Origin of the sequence: Streptococcus sp. 53 (assembly GCF_013276565.1) — a bacterium.
Taxonomy (GTDB): Bacteria; Bacillota; Bacilli; order Lactobacillales; family Streptococcaceae; genus Streptococcus.
This window is the reverse complement of sequence record NZ_VMLG01000009.1, coordinates 1-18,652: the sequence shown is the minus strand read 5'-3', so window position 1 is coordinate 18,652 and position 18,652 is coordinate 1. Positions and strand designations below refer to the sequence as shown.

The following is an 18,652-nucleotide window of genomic DNA, read 5'->3' as shown; positions in this document are numbered from 1 at the left end:
CTACTTCCTATCTACATTTTTCTTTACTTTTTTGGCATACACTTGCAATTCTGTTAACGCTAGGGGACTGCTCAAGCCTTCAAATCGAAGACGAAGGGCATAAGTTTCCACCTTGTCAAATTCAAAACGAAGCTCCTCATCCTTGTCGCTTGAAACTTTTCGGATAGCTGATACAGGGCGCCAATTCTGCTCTTGCTTGAGCAGGGAATCCTTATCCAAATGATTGGGAGTCCGAGGCAAGCTAGGCTCATTCCCTACATAATAATCGATAAAGGTCGGCTCAACGGCCACATATTCTTGATTTTCAACATAATACAAGGTCAGGTTATCCACAAATCGCGGTTTTAAAATCCCTGCATCTCCAAAAAGAATGCCCACGCTGGCTTGCTCTGACTTGGTAATCCAAGTATTGGCTGTTGATTTTTTCCGAGCAATGACCTTGTCATTGAGGTAAGAGGCTGGGTGATTTGGCTCTGAGTGAGAAGCAAAGACCAGAGGCAGGTTGGACCCTGTCCACTGATTGGAAATAACTCCCCCATCTACACTGACATCTGTCACATGAATGGTGACTGTTGCTGGCAACTCACAGCCCGCTACTTGTCCTGTGAGCACACTTTCTCCTACCTGAGCATAGACTTGAGGTTCGAGTTCATCCCAAGTCACCTTGGCCGTATCTCGTCTACCATCTGATAAGACTAGCTTGACTCGGTCTGGTAAGTGTGGGGCTTCCTTAACAAGCGTCCAAACCTTTTCAGGCTCAATAGCGCAAGTCCCTGGGACACAAACCTGAGCAGAAGCCTTTAAATCCAAACACTCTAGCTGACCAGATACCGTAAATTCATGAAAGCTTTCTATATCTTCTTCCGAGATTGCCTCCCAAACAACCTTGACTCGTTTTGCACTACCTGACTCATAGTCCACCAAGACTGAAGATGGCAGCTGTGGATAAGTCCCCCTATCTGTATACAAGCGAAGTGGTCGTACAGAAAGTGCCTGCCCTAGTGAGGTATTTTCTGCGACCTGCAAATGAGTTTGATAGGTCTTTCCTTGATAAATAGCACTGATAACCAAGTCGCCTGCAGACAAGCAATGAAGCACTCCCTGCTTGATAATGGCGTGGGCACCACCACTCGTCTCCCAAATCACTTCACTATTCCCCACCTTGTTCACAGGGTTATCCACAGTTTGTGGATAAAGTCCAATAGCTGGGGAATCCCCTTCTTGTAATCCTGCCTGCTTGTCCACTCGAATCTCAAATAAGCGCTTAGTTTTCAATGGTTGGGTAGCCAAAGCCTCTCCCACTAAGAGATCAAAACTTGCTGGCTCTAGCCCTCTAGCACTAGCCTTTACTCTGACTAGACCTGCCTGCTCCAAGCTCTGAACTAAGAGGACACCTCTGCCATGAAATGCTTTCCGCTTAAACCGACCATTTTTCTGGGCTTGGTAACGTTCACGACTGGCCTGCCTGCCATTATCCACACCCACAATGCGAGCAGGGCCCTCAATTTTAAAATGAAGCTGATTGGAAGCAGTCGGCACCCAATTTCCATCCTTGTCCAATACATCAAAATAGAGATAAAGGAGGTCTTGCCTATCTGGCTCCAGTTTTGTTTTCTCGGCATGTAACCCGATTTTGTCTGGCTTACCTGCAGTCACCACCCTATCTTCTGCCACAAGCTGACCTTGATGGTTATAGGCCACAGCACGCAATTTTCCTGGTTGATAAGGCAAACGCCATTCGAGATAGAGTTGGTCAGAACCTTCTCCCTCTTGATATTTTCTGCCATCTGAAGTCCATTTCTCCTGAAAGGTCTTCCTACCTTGAGATTTTCCATTGAGAAATAGCTCTACAGAACGGGCATTTGAATACACTCGAACAGGGATATCCCCATACTTATCCACAACTTGTTGATAACTCTTGTGGATTTCCCAATTCCAGTGGGGCAGGATATGAACCATGGGATGCTGATCTAGGTCCAACCACTGACTTTGATAGAGATAATAGTCATTTTTAGGAATCCCTGCTGTATCCACGATCCCAAAATAAGAACTCTTGACAGGTGTGTCATTTTGGTTGTGCCAAGGAGTCGGCTCACCGATATAGTCCACTCCTGTCCAGATAAACTGACCTGCATAGTCTAGCCTATTTCTATCTGCTATCCAAGAAGCCGTCGCCGTCTTCCCCCAAGGAACCCGATCATTGCCATAGTCCGACTGTTCAAAATTCCTCACGCGGCGATTATCCCCAACCCATTCCTTAGCTGGGCGAAAATAGCTATCACGTGTTCGGGTAGCCGATGAGGTTTCAGACCCGTAAAGTCGCCACTTGGGATGTCTTTTACGAATCGCGTCAATATTATCTTCCGAGTAATTTAAGCCCACCACATCCAGCAAATTGGCTATCTTTTCATGACCTCCAGAACCATCTCCGAAGCGGAATTGGTCCATTCCCATAGTCACAAAACGGCTATCATCCACTTCCTTGACCCTTTCTAGCAAGCGTTTGATCGTCTTCAATGAATGGGCATCTCCATTTGCTTCGCTGACTTCATTTCCCAAGGACCACATAAAAATCGCTGGATTGTTCTTGCCACGCTCGATCATAGTGCGCAAATCATAATCTGACCAGAAATCGCCTACTTTCGCTTCTGGATGAGTCGCTTCTTCCTCAAAAAAGCGACCATAGTCATATTCTTTCTTGCCTCCATACCAGGTATCAAAGGCTTCTTCCTGAATAAGTAGCCCCATTTTAGCAGCCACATCCAGCAAAATACTACTGGCTGGATTATGGGTAATTCGAATTGCATTGACACCCATTTCCTTCATCTGGCGCAAGCGTCTCTCAGCAGCTGACCTGTTTTCCACAGATCCCAACGCTCCGTAGTCATGGTGCAGACAAACCCCATGAATCTTCAACCAGCTACCATTTAGAAAGAAGCCCTTATCCGCTTGCCAATCCATATAGCGGTAACCAAAGGTCTCCTCTTCTTCATCAACCAAAATGCCATTTTTATAAAGACGAGTCTTCAATTGGTAAAGGTGAGGGGAATCAATATCCCAAAGCAAGGGTTGGAAAATTGATATGGCTTGTTGGAAAGAATATTTGTCCCCAGACTCAATCACTAGAGAGTCTGTCGCCTGCCAGTCTGACAGCTGTTGTCCATCATACCAGATACTCTGCTCCAAATACACCGACACGGACTGAGGTCCATCATTTGAAACCTTACTTGTAAGCTGAGTCTCCACCCATCTATCTCTTTGTTCCTTTAGCTTGGGACTTTCTATCTTAATTCCATATAAATCCAGATGAACTGCATCTGTAATCAACAATTTTACTTCTCGGTAAATACCGCTACCAGAGTACCAACGACTGCTAGGTTGCTGATTTTCCACAAAAACCGCAAGCTGGTTGGCTGTCCCATCGTTTCTTAGATAAGGGGTGATATTATAAGAAAAGGGTGTATAGCCATTGGGATAATAGCCTAGCACTTGCCCGTTGATATAGACTTGGGCATTCATGTAAACCCCGTCAAACAACAAGCGCACCGATACAAGACTGGCATCTTCTTCCAAGTAAAACTGCGTCCGGTACCAGGCTTGACCCCCGTTTAACTGACCACCCTCATTTTGCGCTGGCGAATAATGGTCAAAATCATTGTAAATACTCCAGTCATGCGGCACTTGAATGGTCTGCCAATTTTCCCTCTGCAAATCCGGCGCCAAGGCCTCTCCTTTCCCTACCTCCTGGCTAAAAAACCAGTGATTTCGTAAAACTTCTTTTCTTCTCATATAAGCATTCCTCTTTAAACAAGTCTATTGACTTGACTATAGCACAAAACAAAAGCGCTTTCAAGATTTCCTCCATCACTCCCTAAATCCTCAGAAAAGATTCTATAATTTGTGGAAAAGTCTGAAAATCACTCCATATTCAAGCAAACTGTAATTTTCAAGAAACAGGGTCAAACCTTACAAGAGAGCAAAAAACACCCCTCTGAATGTTCATTCCAGAGAGATGTCCCTTTTGTCTTAACTATTGTAAATCGACTGTCTAAAGTCATCTGAATCTTTGAGATAAGCTTTATAAATCGCTTTTTTCAGTTTTTGAACGGGTGTTTCGATAAACTCAAACTTTTTAGCCGTGGTATTTCCTGCTTTAATCTGTTTCAACTCCTCTTGGACAGCTTTCTGCATCAATTCTTTTAACTTCTGACTTGTCAGACTTATTTGCTGACCTTCATATTGGATTGTCAAAGGTTTCAATTGATCAATCTTAGCCACTCTTTCCTTGAACTGTGCTTTTTTGAACTCAGCATAGCTCTTACCATTCAAAATTTTATTGAAAATGTAAGTATCAGATAAAGGCTTGTTCTCAGCCTCTGCTTCGTGTTTGTATTGATTTGACACATAAGGAACAAATCCTTCATAATAGCCCAAAGCAGCCATCAATTCAAAAGATTGTTTTCTAAAGGTGATATCCCCACTCATACCAGTGTCATTTTGACTAACACCATAAATGGTATCAAACATATCCACTAAATAATATCCATTAGCTTTTACATCACCTGTTGCATAAAATCCATTTATGATATAACGATTAACTAAAATATTATTATCAATCAGACTATTGATATCCGATAGATTTCTCGCTTCATCTAAAGTAATTTCTGAGATTTTTTCACTGTTATGCGTAGCTTTAACCGCTTGATTTGTATATGTTACGGGTGTTCTAGTCCCAGTTGAATTTATCGGAGTTATTTTCTTGAAGTATTTCGTCTTGTCTTCTGCTGAAAGTTGCTTTGTTGCTTCCGCTTCTAAATAATCTAAACTATATAACACATCAAAACTTCCATGCATATAAGATTTCAAATCTGCATCTGTCTTGAATCTATCTGGCGTTTTGTTGTAAAAGCCATTTTTCTTACTTTCATCGTAAACGAAGTTTAAGTTAAAATACGTATCTTTTTCTGGTGTGTAAGAATTTTCAAAGATTCCTCGAGCATAAAACTCTGCCGCTGTACCATCTCGACGACCATGATTATTAAACAGTACTGTTCTGTCTAATAAATGCGTCATTTCGTGAGAGTAAGTCGCTGAACCTCTATCATCCAGAACTCTATCTATGAAGTAACGGACACCCACTCCATTCGCCTCAGCTCCTACAATTTGCGATGGCGAGTACATCCCTAATGGTGTCATGAAGTTTTTAACACCTTTATCTGCTGTAGGACCTGACTCTTTAGACCATGTTGTCGCTATTCCAGCAGACGTATCCGTCGTATATTTTTTCATCGTATCGACAATTACTCTATTTGTAATTAGTTTCGGACGATTTTCTTCTTTTGTTATTCTGTATAAAGTGTCAACATAATTAGCCTGTCTTGTCGCAGTTAATTCTATCAATGCTTTAACTTTTTCTAATTCTTCTTTATACTTAACTGGATTCGTTTTCTCTAAAGAAGTATCCATATACGTTCCGATGTTTCCGTAGGTTACCGTCGCTATGTTAGTTATAGCATACACGCTTGGTTCTTTAATATTTACCAAACCTAATAATGTAGCTACATTTTGTTGTCTTCTACTTTCAATTTGAAGATTTTCAGCTCCATATTTCTCAGGAGGAGTAGTTAATTTTGTATATAAGTCTACTTTTTCATCAGTTTTTTCTTTCGAAGCTTTTTCAACTACGATAGCTTTAGTCGCTTTCTTCAACCACGTATCGCCATCCATATTAGTGAATGTAGTTCTGTTGTAATCTAGGAAATCTAATAATGTTGGTTTATCTGTAATTTTACCAAAGTATTTCTCAAATGTTTTTGGACTATTGGTTAATCTTAATTCATCATAACTCATAGACCCAAGGTGTGTTAACCAATCTAAAGAAGTAAGGTCTTTTTTACCGAACGAGCTTGGATTATAAGCTAGAATATCACGGATATTGGTATCTCCAAAATCAATATTATAAAAACGATTGATATAGGATAACCCTAGTAATATTTTCTCTTTATTAGCTTCAATATCACCTTTTACTTTTTCTCTATTTTGTTGATTATCACCTAAAATACTCAAGGTATGCGCCGCAACTTTTTTCAAACTAGCTTCTAAATCGGTTTTAGTCGCATCGAGTGTTTCTTTAATCGATAATTTTTCAAGATATTCTTTTCGTAGAATTTCTTTTACTTCTTCATCAGTTATCGCCGGATTAGTTTTTTTCAACTCACTGCGTTTTTTATAAAAATCACGCTCTATTTCTAAAGCAGGCGGAGTTAGTTGCGCTTTTATTTTTTCATCTGTTAAGAAGTCTACAGACTTCATTTCTCTACTAGCTTCCATCACATCCACTGCATTTTCTAACTCACTATTTTCTGGCAGTAAATGCGGTTTGTCTTCTTTAGTACCAACCAAGATTACTTTTTGGCGCATAGCCTTAGTTGTTTCAGTCTTCTCTACTGGATTTGTTAACTCTCCTGTCTCCGGATTAACTTCATAAGTTTTAGTTACGGTTGTTTCCCCTTGTTCACCTGCATCTTCAACCTCTTCTTTTCCTTTTGGAAGTCCAGGGTTATCTTTTCTCAACTCAGTGATTTCTATAGGTGACACTATCTTTTCTACATTTCCAACTTTTATTACTTTGTCTTTAGCTGGAATATTTTCAGTTGTAGTTTCTTCTGAAATAGCCCCTGTTTCTTGATTTAATGTGTATTTTGTAGTTGATACTGTACGACCTTTTTCTCCTGGAGTTTCTTCTTGTTTTTCATTATATTTCAACGTTGAGTCTGCTTTATAAATTGTTTTAAAAGGAGTTTCTTGTGATTGGACTGTTGATTTTGTTCCTACTGCCGTTAGGATTGGCTTCATCGGTTTAGCTACTTTTGTTGAAATCTCTGGTTCTGTCAACTCTCCTGTTTGCACATTTACTTTGTAAACTTTTATTGTTGTCGTTTCTTCATCTTGACCTTGTTCTCTAACTACTTTAACCCCTTTATCAAGTGACTCATCCGCGACAAACTGTTCACGTCTTTTGGTTGTTGAGGTTGTTTCTTCTACATTTCCAACCTTAACAACTCTATCTACTGGATGGTTTTCTATTTTTGTTGAAGTGTTTTCTACTATTTTCCCAGTACTTTCATCAAAACTGTAAGAAGTAGTTGTCACTTCCTTACCATTTTCGCCTGCTACTTCTACTCGTTGCTCTTTGTAATTTAAAGCTGGCGATGCTTTATATATTGTTTTATACTCTAATACTTTTTCTTTCGTTACTGGACTTGGGACAGTTGGTTGCTCTTGGGGAGCTAAGGGTTCAGGCTGAACAGCTGGTTCTGGTTCGTTTACTGGACTTGGCTTGACCTCTGGAGATGGAGCCGTTTGTTCTGGTTGTTTTTGGGTTTCTTGTGGGGCAGATTCACCAACATCTTTGACCCCCTCAACTGGATTCTCCAGCTGGTTCTCCTCACCCTTTTGTTCCGCAGGAGATTGATCTTCTTCGCGTCCTGATTCCACAGCTGGGGTTGCTGGTTCAGAATCTTTGGTCTCAGCAGTTTCTTTAGATGGTGGCTGGGACTCAGTACCTTGTTGGGCAAGAGTTTGATTTTCCTCGCCCCCTGATTCCATGACTGAGGTTGCTGGATCTGGTTGCTTCGGCTCGGCTTCGGGTTTGTCAGGTATTTGTTTCTCGCCCGGTGTTGCTTCGGCTTCTGGTCTTGGTTGTCCTATTCCATCAGCTGGTTTTTTCTTTGTTTCATTCTCTACTATTGGTTTTTTCTCAATTTTTTCAGGTTGAACTGGTTTAACTTCCTCTGGCTCTGGAGTTACAGGTTGTGTTGGTTTTGGTGCAACTTCTTCCTTAGTCCCAACTGCAATCACCTTGTCCACCGGCTCTTTTGTAATTATATTTTCTATAACTTTACTAGATTTTTCCCCATTAACGATAGTGACTTCCGTATAGATGGTGCGTTCACCAACAACACCTTCTTGAACAACTTTAGTTTGCCCTTTAGCTAAGGTTGCATCTCCTTGTTCTATCGTTTGGAAAGCAACCTCCTCTGTAGTGACTAGCAATTCTGGTTTCTCTACTGTGACATTTAACACACCTTCCTCAGGACTTGTTTTATAATCACTATTATTTTCTACTTTCGGTTGTTCTACTTGGGGATTTCCTGCAACTTTTTCCTTAGTCCCTATGGGCACAATTTCATCAGGAGCTTCAACAATTTTCTCAACTGCGTAGGATGGTTGAGGAGATTGCACAAGATCTTCAGTCGAGCTAAAATGAGATGAAGTCTGTGGTACAATCTTCTTAGATTGAGGTTCTGACCTGTCCTCCTTTTGAGATAATGCTGCCGACTCTACCTTATCAACAGAAAATTCCTTGTTACTACTATCTCTTACCAAATAATATCCCGTAAATTCGTATCCTTGGACTCTTTCAGGGCTTGGTAGAAACTGACCTTCTACCCTTTTAACAAGGGCTGGTTGCAATTCTACCAGATTTTCGAAAGCAGAGATGGATGCTCCCCAGCCACCAACAGCAAAGACTGTCACAAGGAAGTAAGACGCTCCCTTTTTTCTCTTGATTAAAGTGAAAGAAAGCAATAATAATCCTGCTCCCAAGATAAACATCCCATCATTAGAAAACAGACCTGTTTCTGGTAATCTTGTAGCTAATTTTCGATAGATAAAGTAGTATTCTTTCCCCTCTTTTACCTCAATCTTATTTTCCTCAAACCATTGCAACTCAGATTTCAGCTTTTCAGATAAATCCTGCTCATCCAAATAATGACTTGAAATTAGTGTTGAACTCGTTTCTGTAGCCTGTACAGGTTGAGCACCCATACCAGCAAAAAATAAACTCGTTCCTAGCAAGACTGAACAAGCTCCTATTGCATATTTCCTCAAAGAAAAACGCTGCTTTCTCTCAAATTGAAATTCTTTCATCCCATCTCCCATCATTCATTATTACTGTATATTTAGTATATCAGAAATAGTTTGTATTCACAAATCTTTCTAGTTATTCCCTTATCATTCCAGGTTAAGGGCAACAACATACAATAATTTTTAGTTAAATGTATATCAATGTTCTTTGTTTTTCTTAACAAACGTAATACAAAAAGAGCCTGTTGCCAAGCTCTTTGTACTCAATGAAAATCAAAGAGCAAACTAGGAAACTAGCCGCAGGTTGCTCAAAATACCATTTTGAGGTAGTAGATAAGACTGACGAAGTCAGTTACATATATCTACGGCAAGGCGACGCTGACGTGGTTTGAAGAGATTTTCGAATAGTATTAGTCTATTATTTCTTCTCAGCACGGAGGGCTGACAATATTTGTGTACGGATATCATCCACACCGTTTGGTGTATTTGGTAAAAAGATCGTTTGATTTCCTTTAGAAGCAAAGGTATTTAAAGTGTCCAAATACTGGTTGGTCAAAAGAATGGACATGATTTGTTCTTCTGTCATGCCAACATTGGCTTCCTTGAGTTCGGTGATAGACTCTGCCAATCCATCCACAATTGCCTTACGTTGTTGGGCAATCCCCACACCATGAAGGCGGTCTTTTTCTGCTTCGGCTTCAGCTGCAGTGACGATTTTAATCTTGTCGGCTTCCGCCAATTCTTGCGCTGCGACCCGTTTGCGTTGCGCCGCATTGATTTCATTCATGGATTGCTTAACTTCTGCATCTGGTTCAACCTTGGTAATCAAGGTTTTCACGATAATATAACCGTAAGTAGTCATTTCTTCTGCTACTTGGTGTTGAACTTCAAGGGCAATCTCATCTTTTTTCTCAAATAATTCATCCAAGGTTAATTTGGGAACAGAAGAGCGAAGAGCATCTTCGATATAAGATTTAATCTGAGATTCTGGACGCATGAGTTTATAGTAGGCATCTGTCACGCTCTGCTCATTGACACGGTACTGGGTCGCCACATTCATCATAACGAACACATTGTCCTTGGTCTTAGTCTCAACCACAATATCGCTTTGCAACAAGCGCAACTGAATCCGCGCTGCAATCGAGTCAATCCCAAAAGGCAAGCGAATATGAATACCGCTATTGGCAACCTTTTGGTATTTCCCAAAGCGTTCAATAATCGCCACCGACTGCTGACGAACCACATAAACTGTACTCAGTGTGACTATCAGCAATAGGAGCACACAAACAATCAGAAAAATCATGAAAAATATTGCCATAATGGAACCTCCACAAGTATTTTTCTAGTATTATAGCACATTTAAAGAAGGCTGTGCCGTTTTTACTGCGATTTTTCCTGAAATGTCAATAATTAGAGGTGAATTGTCACATTGTCGTCTAATCTCTTGCTAAAATAACTGGTAAGAAATTAGGTGCACCATGCCAGTTCTTTCTAGACCACCCTTATTTCGATTTTAAACAATTAAGAGTCAAACTGGAAACAGACAGATATTGAGCTAATGTAAATCTGTTTGTGACAAATGTTTTTAATATAATGTTTTATCCCTCAAGTTAATGAAGGAAGTTGTTACATATAGCAATTTTACTCACAATGTAAGTTAGTTTTAATATACAAGCTACCATACTTCAAGAATTAAGTGACCTTGATGATCTAAATTTATTGTGGTATACTATTTTTGTCATCGGTTACCGATTACGTTCCTATGGATTCGTGAGAGGAGGTGAAACTAATGAGCCTTATCATAGAGCTCGCTCTTACTATTATAGCGGATGTTATAGCTGGAATTATCTTGTATTTCGTCTGCAGATGGCTAGATAGTAAGGAGTAGACCGAGTGACTAGCCTATAAACACCCGTTAAATCGCTAAGATACGTCAAAAAAGCCCTTAACTACGGCAATAGTTAAGGGCTTTGGTGTTCTAATGAACCTTATCAATTAACTATATTCTAGCATATAAGTCCTAATATTTCAAGCATTAAGTAAGGTTGATGGTCTAAATTTATTGTGGTATACTATTTTTGTCATCGGTTACCGATTACGTTCCTATGGGTTCGTGAGAGGAGGTGAAACTAATGAGCCTTATCATAGAGCTCGCTCTTACTATTATAGCGGATGTTATAGCTGGAATTATCTTGTATTTCGTCTGCAGATGGCTAGATAGTAAGTAGTAGACCGAATGACTAGCCTATCAACACCCGTTAAATCGCTAAGATACGTAAAAAAAGCCCTTAACTACGGCCATAGTTAGGGGCTTTGGTGTTCTAATGAACCTTATCAATTAACTATATTCTAGCATATAAGTCCTAATATTTCAAGCATTAAGTAAGGTTGATGATCTAAATTTGATGTGTATACTATTTTTGTCATCAGTTACCGATTACGTTCCTTACGGTTCGTGAGAGGAGGTGAAACTAATAAGCCTTATCATAGAACTCGCTCTTACTATTATAGCGGACGTCATCGCAGGAATTATCTTGTATTTCGTCTGCAGATGGCTAGATGGTAAGAAGTAGACCGAATGACTAACCTATCAACACCCGTTAAATCGCTAAGATACGTCAAAAAAGCCCTTAACTACTGCAATAGTTAGGGGCTTTGGTGTTCTAATGAACCTTATATACTAACAGCATTCTAGCATATAAGCCCAGATATTTCAAGGGTTTTATTTATTTTTTACAGTTCTGGAAAAGTCTATAATGAAATTAGCCATCTAGTATCTAAAAACCGACTAGCTCTTATGAACTAGTCGATTTCTCATCAATGCGCCAGCATTTCTTGGGCGATTTCTTGTCCAGATAGGTTATCTGGGTAGTAGGTTGGCCAGTTATCCATTTCTTCAAAGAGGGCTTCTTGGCTTGTGCCTCCAAAGAAGATATGGAAATGTTCTGCCTTAACTGGGGCAATATTGTGGTCACTAAACTGAACATATTTGAATTGTCCAGCATCCGCATCCGTGGCTTCAAAGAGGAAGCGCACGCCACGATTGCCTTTCTTATAAGTCAAGATTTTCTTACCAACATACTTGTAGGTGTATTTCTTGCTTTGTCCACCTTGAACAAATTCCATAGTATTATCAGTAATGTTAATATTAGTCACATCTGTCTGATAGCCTTTTGTATAGTAGGCCTTGTACTCAGCCTGGGTCATCTTACCAGTCAACTTAGCCTTGTAGTCAAAGACTTGATCAAACGTGCCATCTTCAAGGAAAGGATAAACTGATTGCCAGTTACCTGCATAGTCACTCAAGGTACGGTCCTTGACAGCTGAATCTTCAAAGTAACCATTTTGGACTGTCTTGGTATCCTCTGCCTTTTCAGGCTCAATTGCTGGGCCTTCTTGGTCTGTTGTTTGTTTCAAAGCCTTGAGGTTTTTCTCCATGATAGAGATGTAATTTTCTCCAGCCTTGGTATCCTCTTCTGTCAGACTTTCTAAAGGATTAAGGACATCTGTTTTGACACCTGCCTCTTTTGAAAGTGTGTTAGCAAGAGCTTGTGAGGCATTTTCTTCAAAGTAGATATAGGCAATTTTATTTTTCTTGACGTACTCTGTCAATTCTGCCAAACGAGCAGCTGATGGTTCTGCATCTGGAGAGAGACCTGAGATTGCGACTTGTTTGAGTCCATAGTCCAAGGCAAGGTAGTTAAAGGCCGCGTGTTGAGTCACAAAACTCTTTTGTTTGGCTTGAGACAAGCCTTCTGCATAAGCCTTATCCAAGGCTTGCAATTTTTCAATATAGGCAGCTGCATTCTTCTCAAAGGTCTCTTTTTTATCAGGATAATCTGCTGACAAGCTGTCACGGATGTGCTCTACTAGTTTAATGGCACGAACTGGTGATAACCAAACATGGGGATCGAACTCATGGTGATGACCTTCTTCTCCATGGTCATGGTCTCCCTCTTCTTCCTCGCCACCTGGTAAGAGCAGCATATCGCCTGTCGCCTTGATGGTTTTCACTTTTTTCTTATCCAAAGTATCTAGCAATTTAGGAACCCATGTTTCCATATTTTCATTTTCATAAACGAAGGTATCTGCGTCTTGGATTTTGGCAACCGCCTTGGCAGACGGTTCGTATTCATGAGGTTCTGTACCAGCACCGATGAGGAGTTCTACATTAGCAGTATCTCCTGCGACTTGCTTGGTAAATTCATAGACAGGGTAAAAGGTTGTCACAATATTTAGTTTGCCATCTGCCTGCTTTTGATTGGAACAAGCCACTAAAAACAAGGCACATAGACTGGCTAGCAATAAGCTAATTTTTTTCATGTTCTTCTCCTATTTGATAAAACGTCTTACTAAACTGATTAGCAAGAAAACAGTTACAAAAATAATAGTAATACTTGCACTTGCAGGTGTTTCTGCATAGTAGGAAATGTAAAGTCCTGCCACCATTCCTAAAAATCCAATAGCACTGGCAAGCAGCATAACCGATTTAAAGTTTTTCCCCAGACGCAGGGCAATACTAGCTGGTAAGACCATAATGGTCGATACCAGAAGAGCTCCCGCTGCAGGAATCATAAGGGCAATGGCCACCCCTGTCACCATGTTAAAAAGAATAGACATGGTACGAACGGGCAAGCCATCCACAAAGGCCGTATCCTCATCAAAGGTCAGGATATACATTGGTCGAAGGAAGAGGAAGGTCAAAATCAAGACAACCGCCGCAATGACAAAGAGGGAAATGACCTGTTCTTCGCTGATAGTCACGATTGAACCAAAAAGGTACTGATCCAAACTCATTGAACTGGAGCTTTTACCCTTGCTCATGACAATCAGAGAAACAGCCAGTCCTGTCGACATGAGGATAGCTGTCCCAATTTCCATAAAGCTCTTGTAAACCGTACGGAGATACTCCAGAAAGACCGCCGCAATCAAGACAATGGCAATAGTGGAAACAGTCGGAGAGATCCCTAGAACCAGACCAAAGGCTACACCTGAAAGTGAGACGTGGCTAAGAGTATCACTCATCAAACTCTGACGACGCAAGATAAGGAAGGTTCCAAGAACTGGTGAGAAAAGACTCATGGCAATAACGGCCAGAAAGGCACGTTGCATAAAGTCATAAGATAATAAACTAAGCATGGCCCACCTCCTGGTCATTCTCATGAACGTTGAAACAACGCCAGGGCGAGTCTTGGTTACGGACTAGATGAATATTGCGGTCCGCGTAGTCCTTAACTTCTTCAGGGTCATGGGTAATCATCAAAACAGCCTTGCCATGATGATGGGCGCTGTGGTGCATGAGTTCGTAAAATTCATTTTTACTTCCTGCATCCATCCCCGTTGTCGGCTCATCTAGAATAAACACATCTGGATCCGAAGCAAACATACGCGCAATCACCGCTCGCTGCTTTTGTCCCCCAGATAGAGACCCCAAGCGTTTGTCTCGGTGTTCCCACATACCAACTGAGTCCAAACTGGCCTTGATATGCTCCTCATCATGAGCATTCAAACGACGGAACCAACCCTTTCGTGGATAGCGACCCGACTTGACAAATTCATAAACCGTACTTGGAAAACCTGCATTAAAACTGGCAATCTGCTGGGGAAGATATGCTATTCTCAATTTCTTACCCTGCGTATTTGTCTTTGAAATGGTTACCTTACCAATGCGTGGTTGGAGAATTCCAAGACTGGCCTTGATGAGTGTCGTTTTAGCTGCCCCATTCTCCCCTGTCAAGGTAACAAATTCCCCACTATCAACACTATAATTGATATGTTCAAGAACAGGCTCCTTATCATAATAGAAGGATAACTCCTCTACCGTAATATATCTCATTATTTGATTTCTCCTACTAAAGCAGTCAAAAACCGCTGAATCACTTTTTGTTCATTTGGAGTAAACTGAGTCGCCACTTGTTCATAGGTTAAAAGTGTATGCTCATGGTGATGATGGTGCTCCTCAGCGATTGGACGAGCCAAATCAGTCAACTGATAAAAAATCACACGCGCATCCTTAGGATCTTTAGACGTTTCCAACATCCCTTCCTTGACCAAAGACTTAATGGCCTTGGTAACTGCTGCCTGACTGACATTGAGGCGACGCGCCAACTCTGAATTGGTTAAAGATTCCTCTGACAAAAGCATGAGGATATGCTCCTGGGTATTGGTCAGAGCCACCTCGCTAGTACAATGACCTATTAGGATTTCATGCTGATTTTCTGCCTGCAAAATCACCTCATTCAAAAAAGCATCGATATCCTTCGCTAGCTGTCTCATATCTGACTCCTTTCCTTTTGGACTTCTCTTTTTAAAGAGAAAATACTATTCTTTGAAGAATTATTTACTGGTTAATTATATCACAACCAAAAAAAGAGTCAAGAAAAAACGTAAAAATCGGCTTCATTCTTGAACTCTTCATAGGATGGTCAATCTTTGGATGGTCAATCTTTGTGCGCAAGTTTATTATAGTAACAATGAGGCATTTTATCTTATTTTCTTACCTAGGTAGTGGCGTTGTAACAAAGTCTCCACGACTTCAAAATCTAACTCATCATCGATATCATAAGAATAGAGCTTTGGCATTTCATAAGCTACTGTCTTATCTGTATAAAAGCTCTCATCTCGCAGGTAAAGACTCTTACGAGAAATCCAAATACTTCCGTTGGGATAATAGTAAGGAGGCTCTTTCTGACGAGCATAGTGCTTGGAAACTTGAGGCGGACGGATAAAGGATGACTCTTCCAACTGCAAGTAAAGGCTACGACTCTTGTCTGCCTTGACACAGGAAATCAAATGATCTGCTCCAGACTTGCAGTAGAGTTGATAGGATTCGGTAAGGTGATCTACCTCTCTCAAGGGTGAAGTCACCTGTAAATTAACGAATACTTGATTCTCTTCAAAGGGTTGTAAAAAATCGCATAAAGTTGCTAGACTAGAGATTGTTGACAAGGCCAGTTCTTTTGGTCTGTGGGCACAGCAAATCTCTGGATAGACTTGACGACAGAGTTCCAGATAGGTGGGAGAATCTGATGATACCCATATTTCACTAAATAACTTGGAGGCTAGAGCGACCTCTATCGTATAGAAAACCAAGGGTTTGCCTGCAAGTGGTTTAATATTTTTATCCACTAAGCCTCGAGATCCAGAACGAATCAGAATAGTGGCTATCGGTTTAGATTTTTCTTTTATATAACCTTCCTAGAAATAAGATAAAAACGGATAGAGTAATGATAGTATTGACAACACTTTTCAATCACCTTATTATAACACCAAATCAGAAAATACTAACAATCTCATCAAGCACAAGTCCTTTTATTTTATCCCTCTTAACATAAAAAGTGGAGAAGACAACGATTGTCCTCTCCAAATTTTAGCTAACACCAACCTACTACAGTTGATAAATCAATATTTTGAGCAAACACTATTCACTATCCTTCTTACGTAGAACAAGGCTTAAACCACTCAAAATGCCAACAAATCCAAATGCTGCTAAGGTTGCATTTGACTCAGTACCTGTATTTGGCAATTGAGATACTTCCCTTGATGGAGCTGGATAAGTATTTCCACCAGAAGGGTAAGTTGATGAAACTGAGTTATTCGGAACTTTAGGTGTTTCCGGATCTTCGTTTTGTTGAGGGGTAGGAGTAGGTGTTGGTGTTGGAGTCGGAGTCGGTTCTGGCTTAGGCTCTGGTTTCGGCTCTGGTTTCGGCTCTGGTTTCGGTTCCGGTTTTGGCTCTGGCTTAGGCTCTTCAGGAATATTCAACTCTGGAATGTCCACAACTGGAGGATCTAACGGAACCACTCCACCGTCAAACTCAGAAACTTCTACTTTTGGAGCATCCATTTGCATTACATATTGGTAAACAATAGTAGTAACACCTTCTTTAACCAGTCCTTTTTCCTCAATCGTATTATTGAACTTATCAGAAGCTGGAAGAACACGTTTCAATCGGAATGTCACTCCATCCACTTCAATCGTTTGTGGTGGTGTCACCGCATACTCTTCACCAGTCGCAGTGTATGTAGTCTCTGCCTTATCGCCCGTAATTGTAGTACTTGCTTTAGCTACAACTACATTATCTTTTACAACAACATCTGATGCAAGGAAGTTTTCATTAACATCTACAAATTTAACGATTACTGTTCCTTTTTTATCTTTTTCAGCATCATCTACTTTTCCATTGTATTCTGGCACTTCCTCTTTTGGTGGGAATGGCGGAATAAATGGTTCTACTTCTTCTGCGTATTGATAAATAACCGTTGTTGTTCCTTCTGGAATTTTACCTGATTCTTTATCTGAGTTTCCTAGAGTTGTTGACACTGGTAGTACTCGTCGGTAAATATATTTCTTACCGTTAAATTCTATTGTTTCTTTACGATTTTCTACTGTGCTATATTCTTCATTTGTTGGTGTGTATGTTGTTTCGGCATCACGATCAACATAGACTTTTGTCGTAGCTTCTTCTACTACTACATTATCTTTAACAGTAACTGCAGTGTCAATTTCATTTCCTTGAGCGTCTACATACTTAACAACTACAGAACCTGTTTTATCTTTCGCTATATCGTGTTCGATGACATCAGGATTTTCACGGTATTTAACAATTTCACTACTGTCAGTTGATTCGTGTGTTACTGGTAATTCTGCTACTTTTTCTTTGTCTACAGAGTATTTATCGATTTTTGGTGATACTACTTCAGCAAGTTTTTGTTCTTTAGTCCATTCGCTTGTGTATACTACTTCACCAGTTCTACTATTGATTTCTGCACTTCTTGTGAAACGTGCATTTTGGTTAACAGGAGTAGATGCCTCTTGCCCAGCTTTTGGTCCATTTTCGTAAACGTAAGAGATATTACGTTTCACTTCTGTTAATAGACCTAGATCTTTGTATGAACGGTTTTGTGGATCATTAGGAATCTTATCCTCTGGTTTTGGAGGAGTATTATCCCCTTCATTAGGTTTAGTTGGATCAACTGGAATGATTTCATCGTATTGATAAACAACTGTTGTAGTTCCTTCTTTCACCTTACCAGTTTCTTCTACTACGTTGTTGAAATTAGTATCTACTGGTAATACGCGATAGAATGTGTATTTCTTACCACCCACTGTTATGATTGTTTGTACTTTATTGTTTTCAGTACTGTAATCTACATCGTTATTTGTTACTTCATCACGCGTTGATAGAACTACATCACCTGACTTAGTCGCGTATGTTTTCGTTGTTTTAATAACTGCATCTGTTACTACATTTTCAGCATTTTTGATTTCATTACCATTAGCATCAACGAATTTAACAACTACAGAACCTTTAGTATCAACTACTTTAGATGGTGTTGTTTCTTCTTGTTTATCTAACGTATAGCTATAAATAACGTGTTTTTCACCTTCAGTCACATCACCAGTTGCTGAAGCTGAGTCAGACATTAAACCGACATATCTATAAACTAAGCCCGTAGCTTCATCTTTTAGCGTTGGGTATTGTTTAGCCGTTGTATCATAGTTTTCTGTTACTGTGCGTCTTTCTGTACGCTCTGAAACCTTCACTCCTTTTGAGTATGTTACATAAGTATCTTCATACTCTAGAGGAACATTATTCTTCACTACTTCTGTTTCTTTTAATGTTTTCAAGCTTCCATCTTCGTTGATTACAACGTGTTTTACATCAACTGAACCTGTTTTTGTAACTTCTGATTTAGATGGGGTTTTCTCTTCTTCACTTACTAGACGGTATTCGTAAACAACTTCTGTTGTTCCTTCTACTACTTTTCCACTAGCTGCTGGTGA

Annotated in this window: 9 protein-coding genes; all 9 read right to left on the bottom strand. The window is 40.2% G+C overall.

Annotated elements, in window-relative coordinates:
• The gene (locus HT722_RS03120; RefSeq protein WP_173251447.1) at positions 1–3,789 is read right to left on the bottom strand and encodes a sugar-binding domain-containing protein; all 3,789 of its coding nucleotides are present in this window, start codon (positions 3,787–3,789) and stop codon (positions 1–3) included.
• A gap of 237 nt (positions 3,790–4,026) precedes the next feature.
• On the bottom strand, positions 4,027–8,931 hold the full coding sequence (locus tag HT722_RS03115) for a ZmpA/ZmpB/ZmpC family metallo-endopeptidase (RefSeq protein ID WP_173277510.1): 4,905 nt from the start codon (positions 8,929–8,931) through the stop codon (positions 4,027–4,029).
• Positions 8,932–9,286: 355 nt separating this feature from the next.
• Positions 9,287–10,171, bottom strand: coding sequence for an SPFH domain-containing protein (locus HT722_RS03110; RefSeq protein ID WP_050104214.1), 885 nt, complete (start codon positions 10,169–10,171; stop codon positions 9,287–9,289).
• 1,514 nt (positions 10,172–11,685) lie between these two features.
• Positions 11,686–13,191, bottom strand: coding sequence for a zinc ABC transporter substrate-binding lipoprotein AdcA (gene adcA, locus HT722_RS03105; protein ID WP_173277508.1), 1,506 nt, complete (start codon positions 13,189–13,191; stop codon positions 11,686–11,688).
• Between the two features lie 9 nt (positions 13,192–13,200).
• Positions 13,201–14,007, bottom strand: coding sequence for a metal ABC transporter permease (locus HT722_RS03100; RefSeq protein ID WP_000950038.1), 807 nt, complete (start codon positions 14,005–14,007; stop codon positions 13,201–13,203).
• Positions 14,000–14,704 carry a metal ABC transporter ATP-binding protein gene (locus HT722_RS03095; protein WP_033678712.1) on the bottom strand — a complete coding sequence of 235 codons (705 nt, stop codon included), beginning with the start codon at positions 14,702–14,704 and terminating at the stop codon, positions 14,000–14,002. The genes HT722_RS03100 and HT722_RS03095 overlap by 8 nt, the downstream gene beginning before the upstream one ends.
• Positions 14,704–15,144 (bottom strand): zinc-dependent transcriptional regulator AdcR, encoded by a 441-nt coding sequence (gene adcR, locus HT722_RS03090; protein ID WP_001249308.1) that lies wholly within the window; start codon positions 15,142–15,144, stop codon positions 14,704–14,706. Before adcR ends, HT722_RS03095 begins: the two co-directional genes overlap by 1 nt.
• A 207-nt stretch (positions 15,145–15,351) precedes the next feature.
• Positions 15,352–16,020: an acylneuraminate cytidylyltransferase family protein gene (locus HT722_RS03085; RefSeq protein ID WP_345789571.1), complete on the bottom strand. Its 669-nt coding sequence runs from the start codon at positions 16,018–16,020 to the stop codon at positions 15,352–15,354.
• Between the two features lie 268 nt (positions 16,021–16,288).
• On the bottom strand, positions 16,289–18,652 hold a 2,364-nt coding region (locus HT722_RS03080), incomplete at its 5' end, for an SIALI-17 repeat-containing surface protein (protein WP_173277506.1).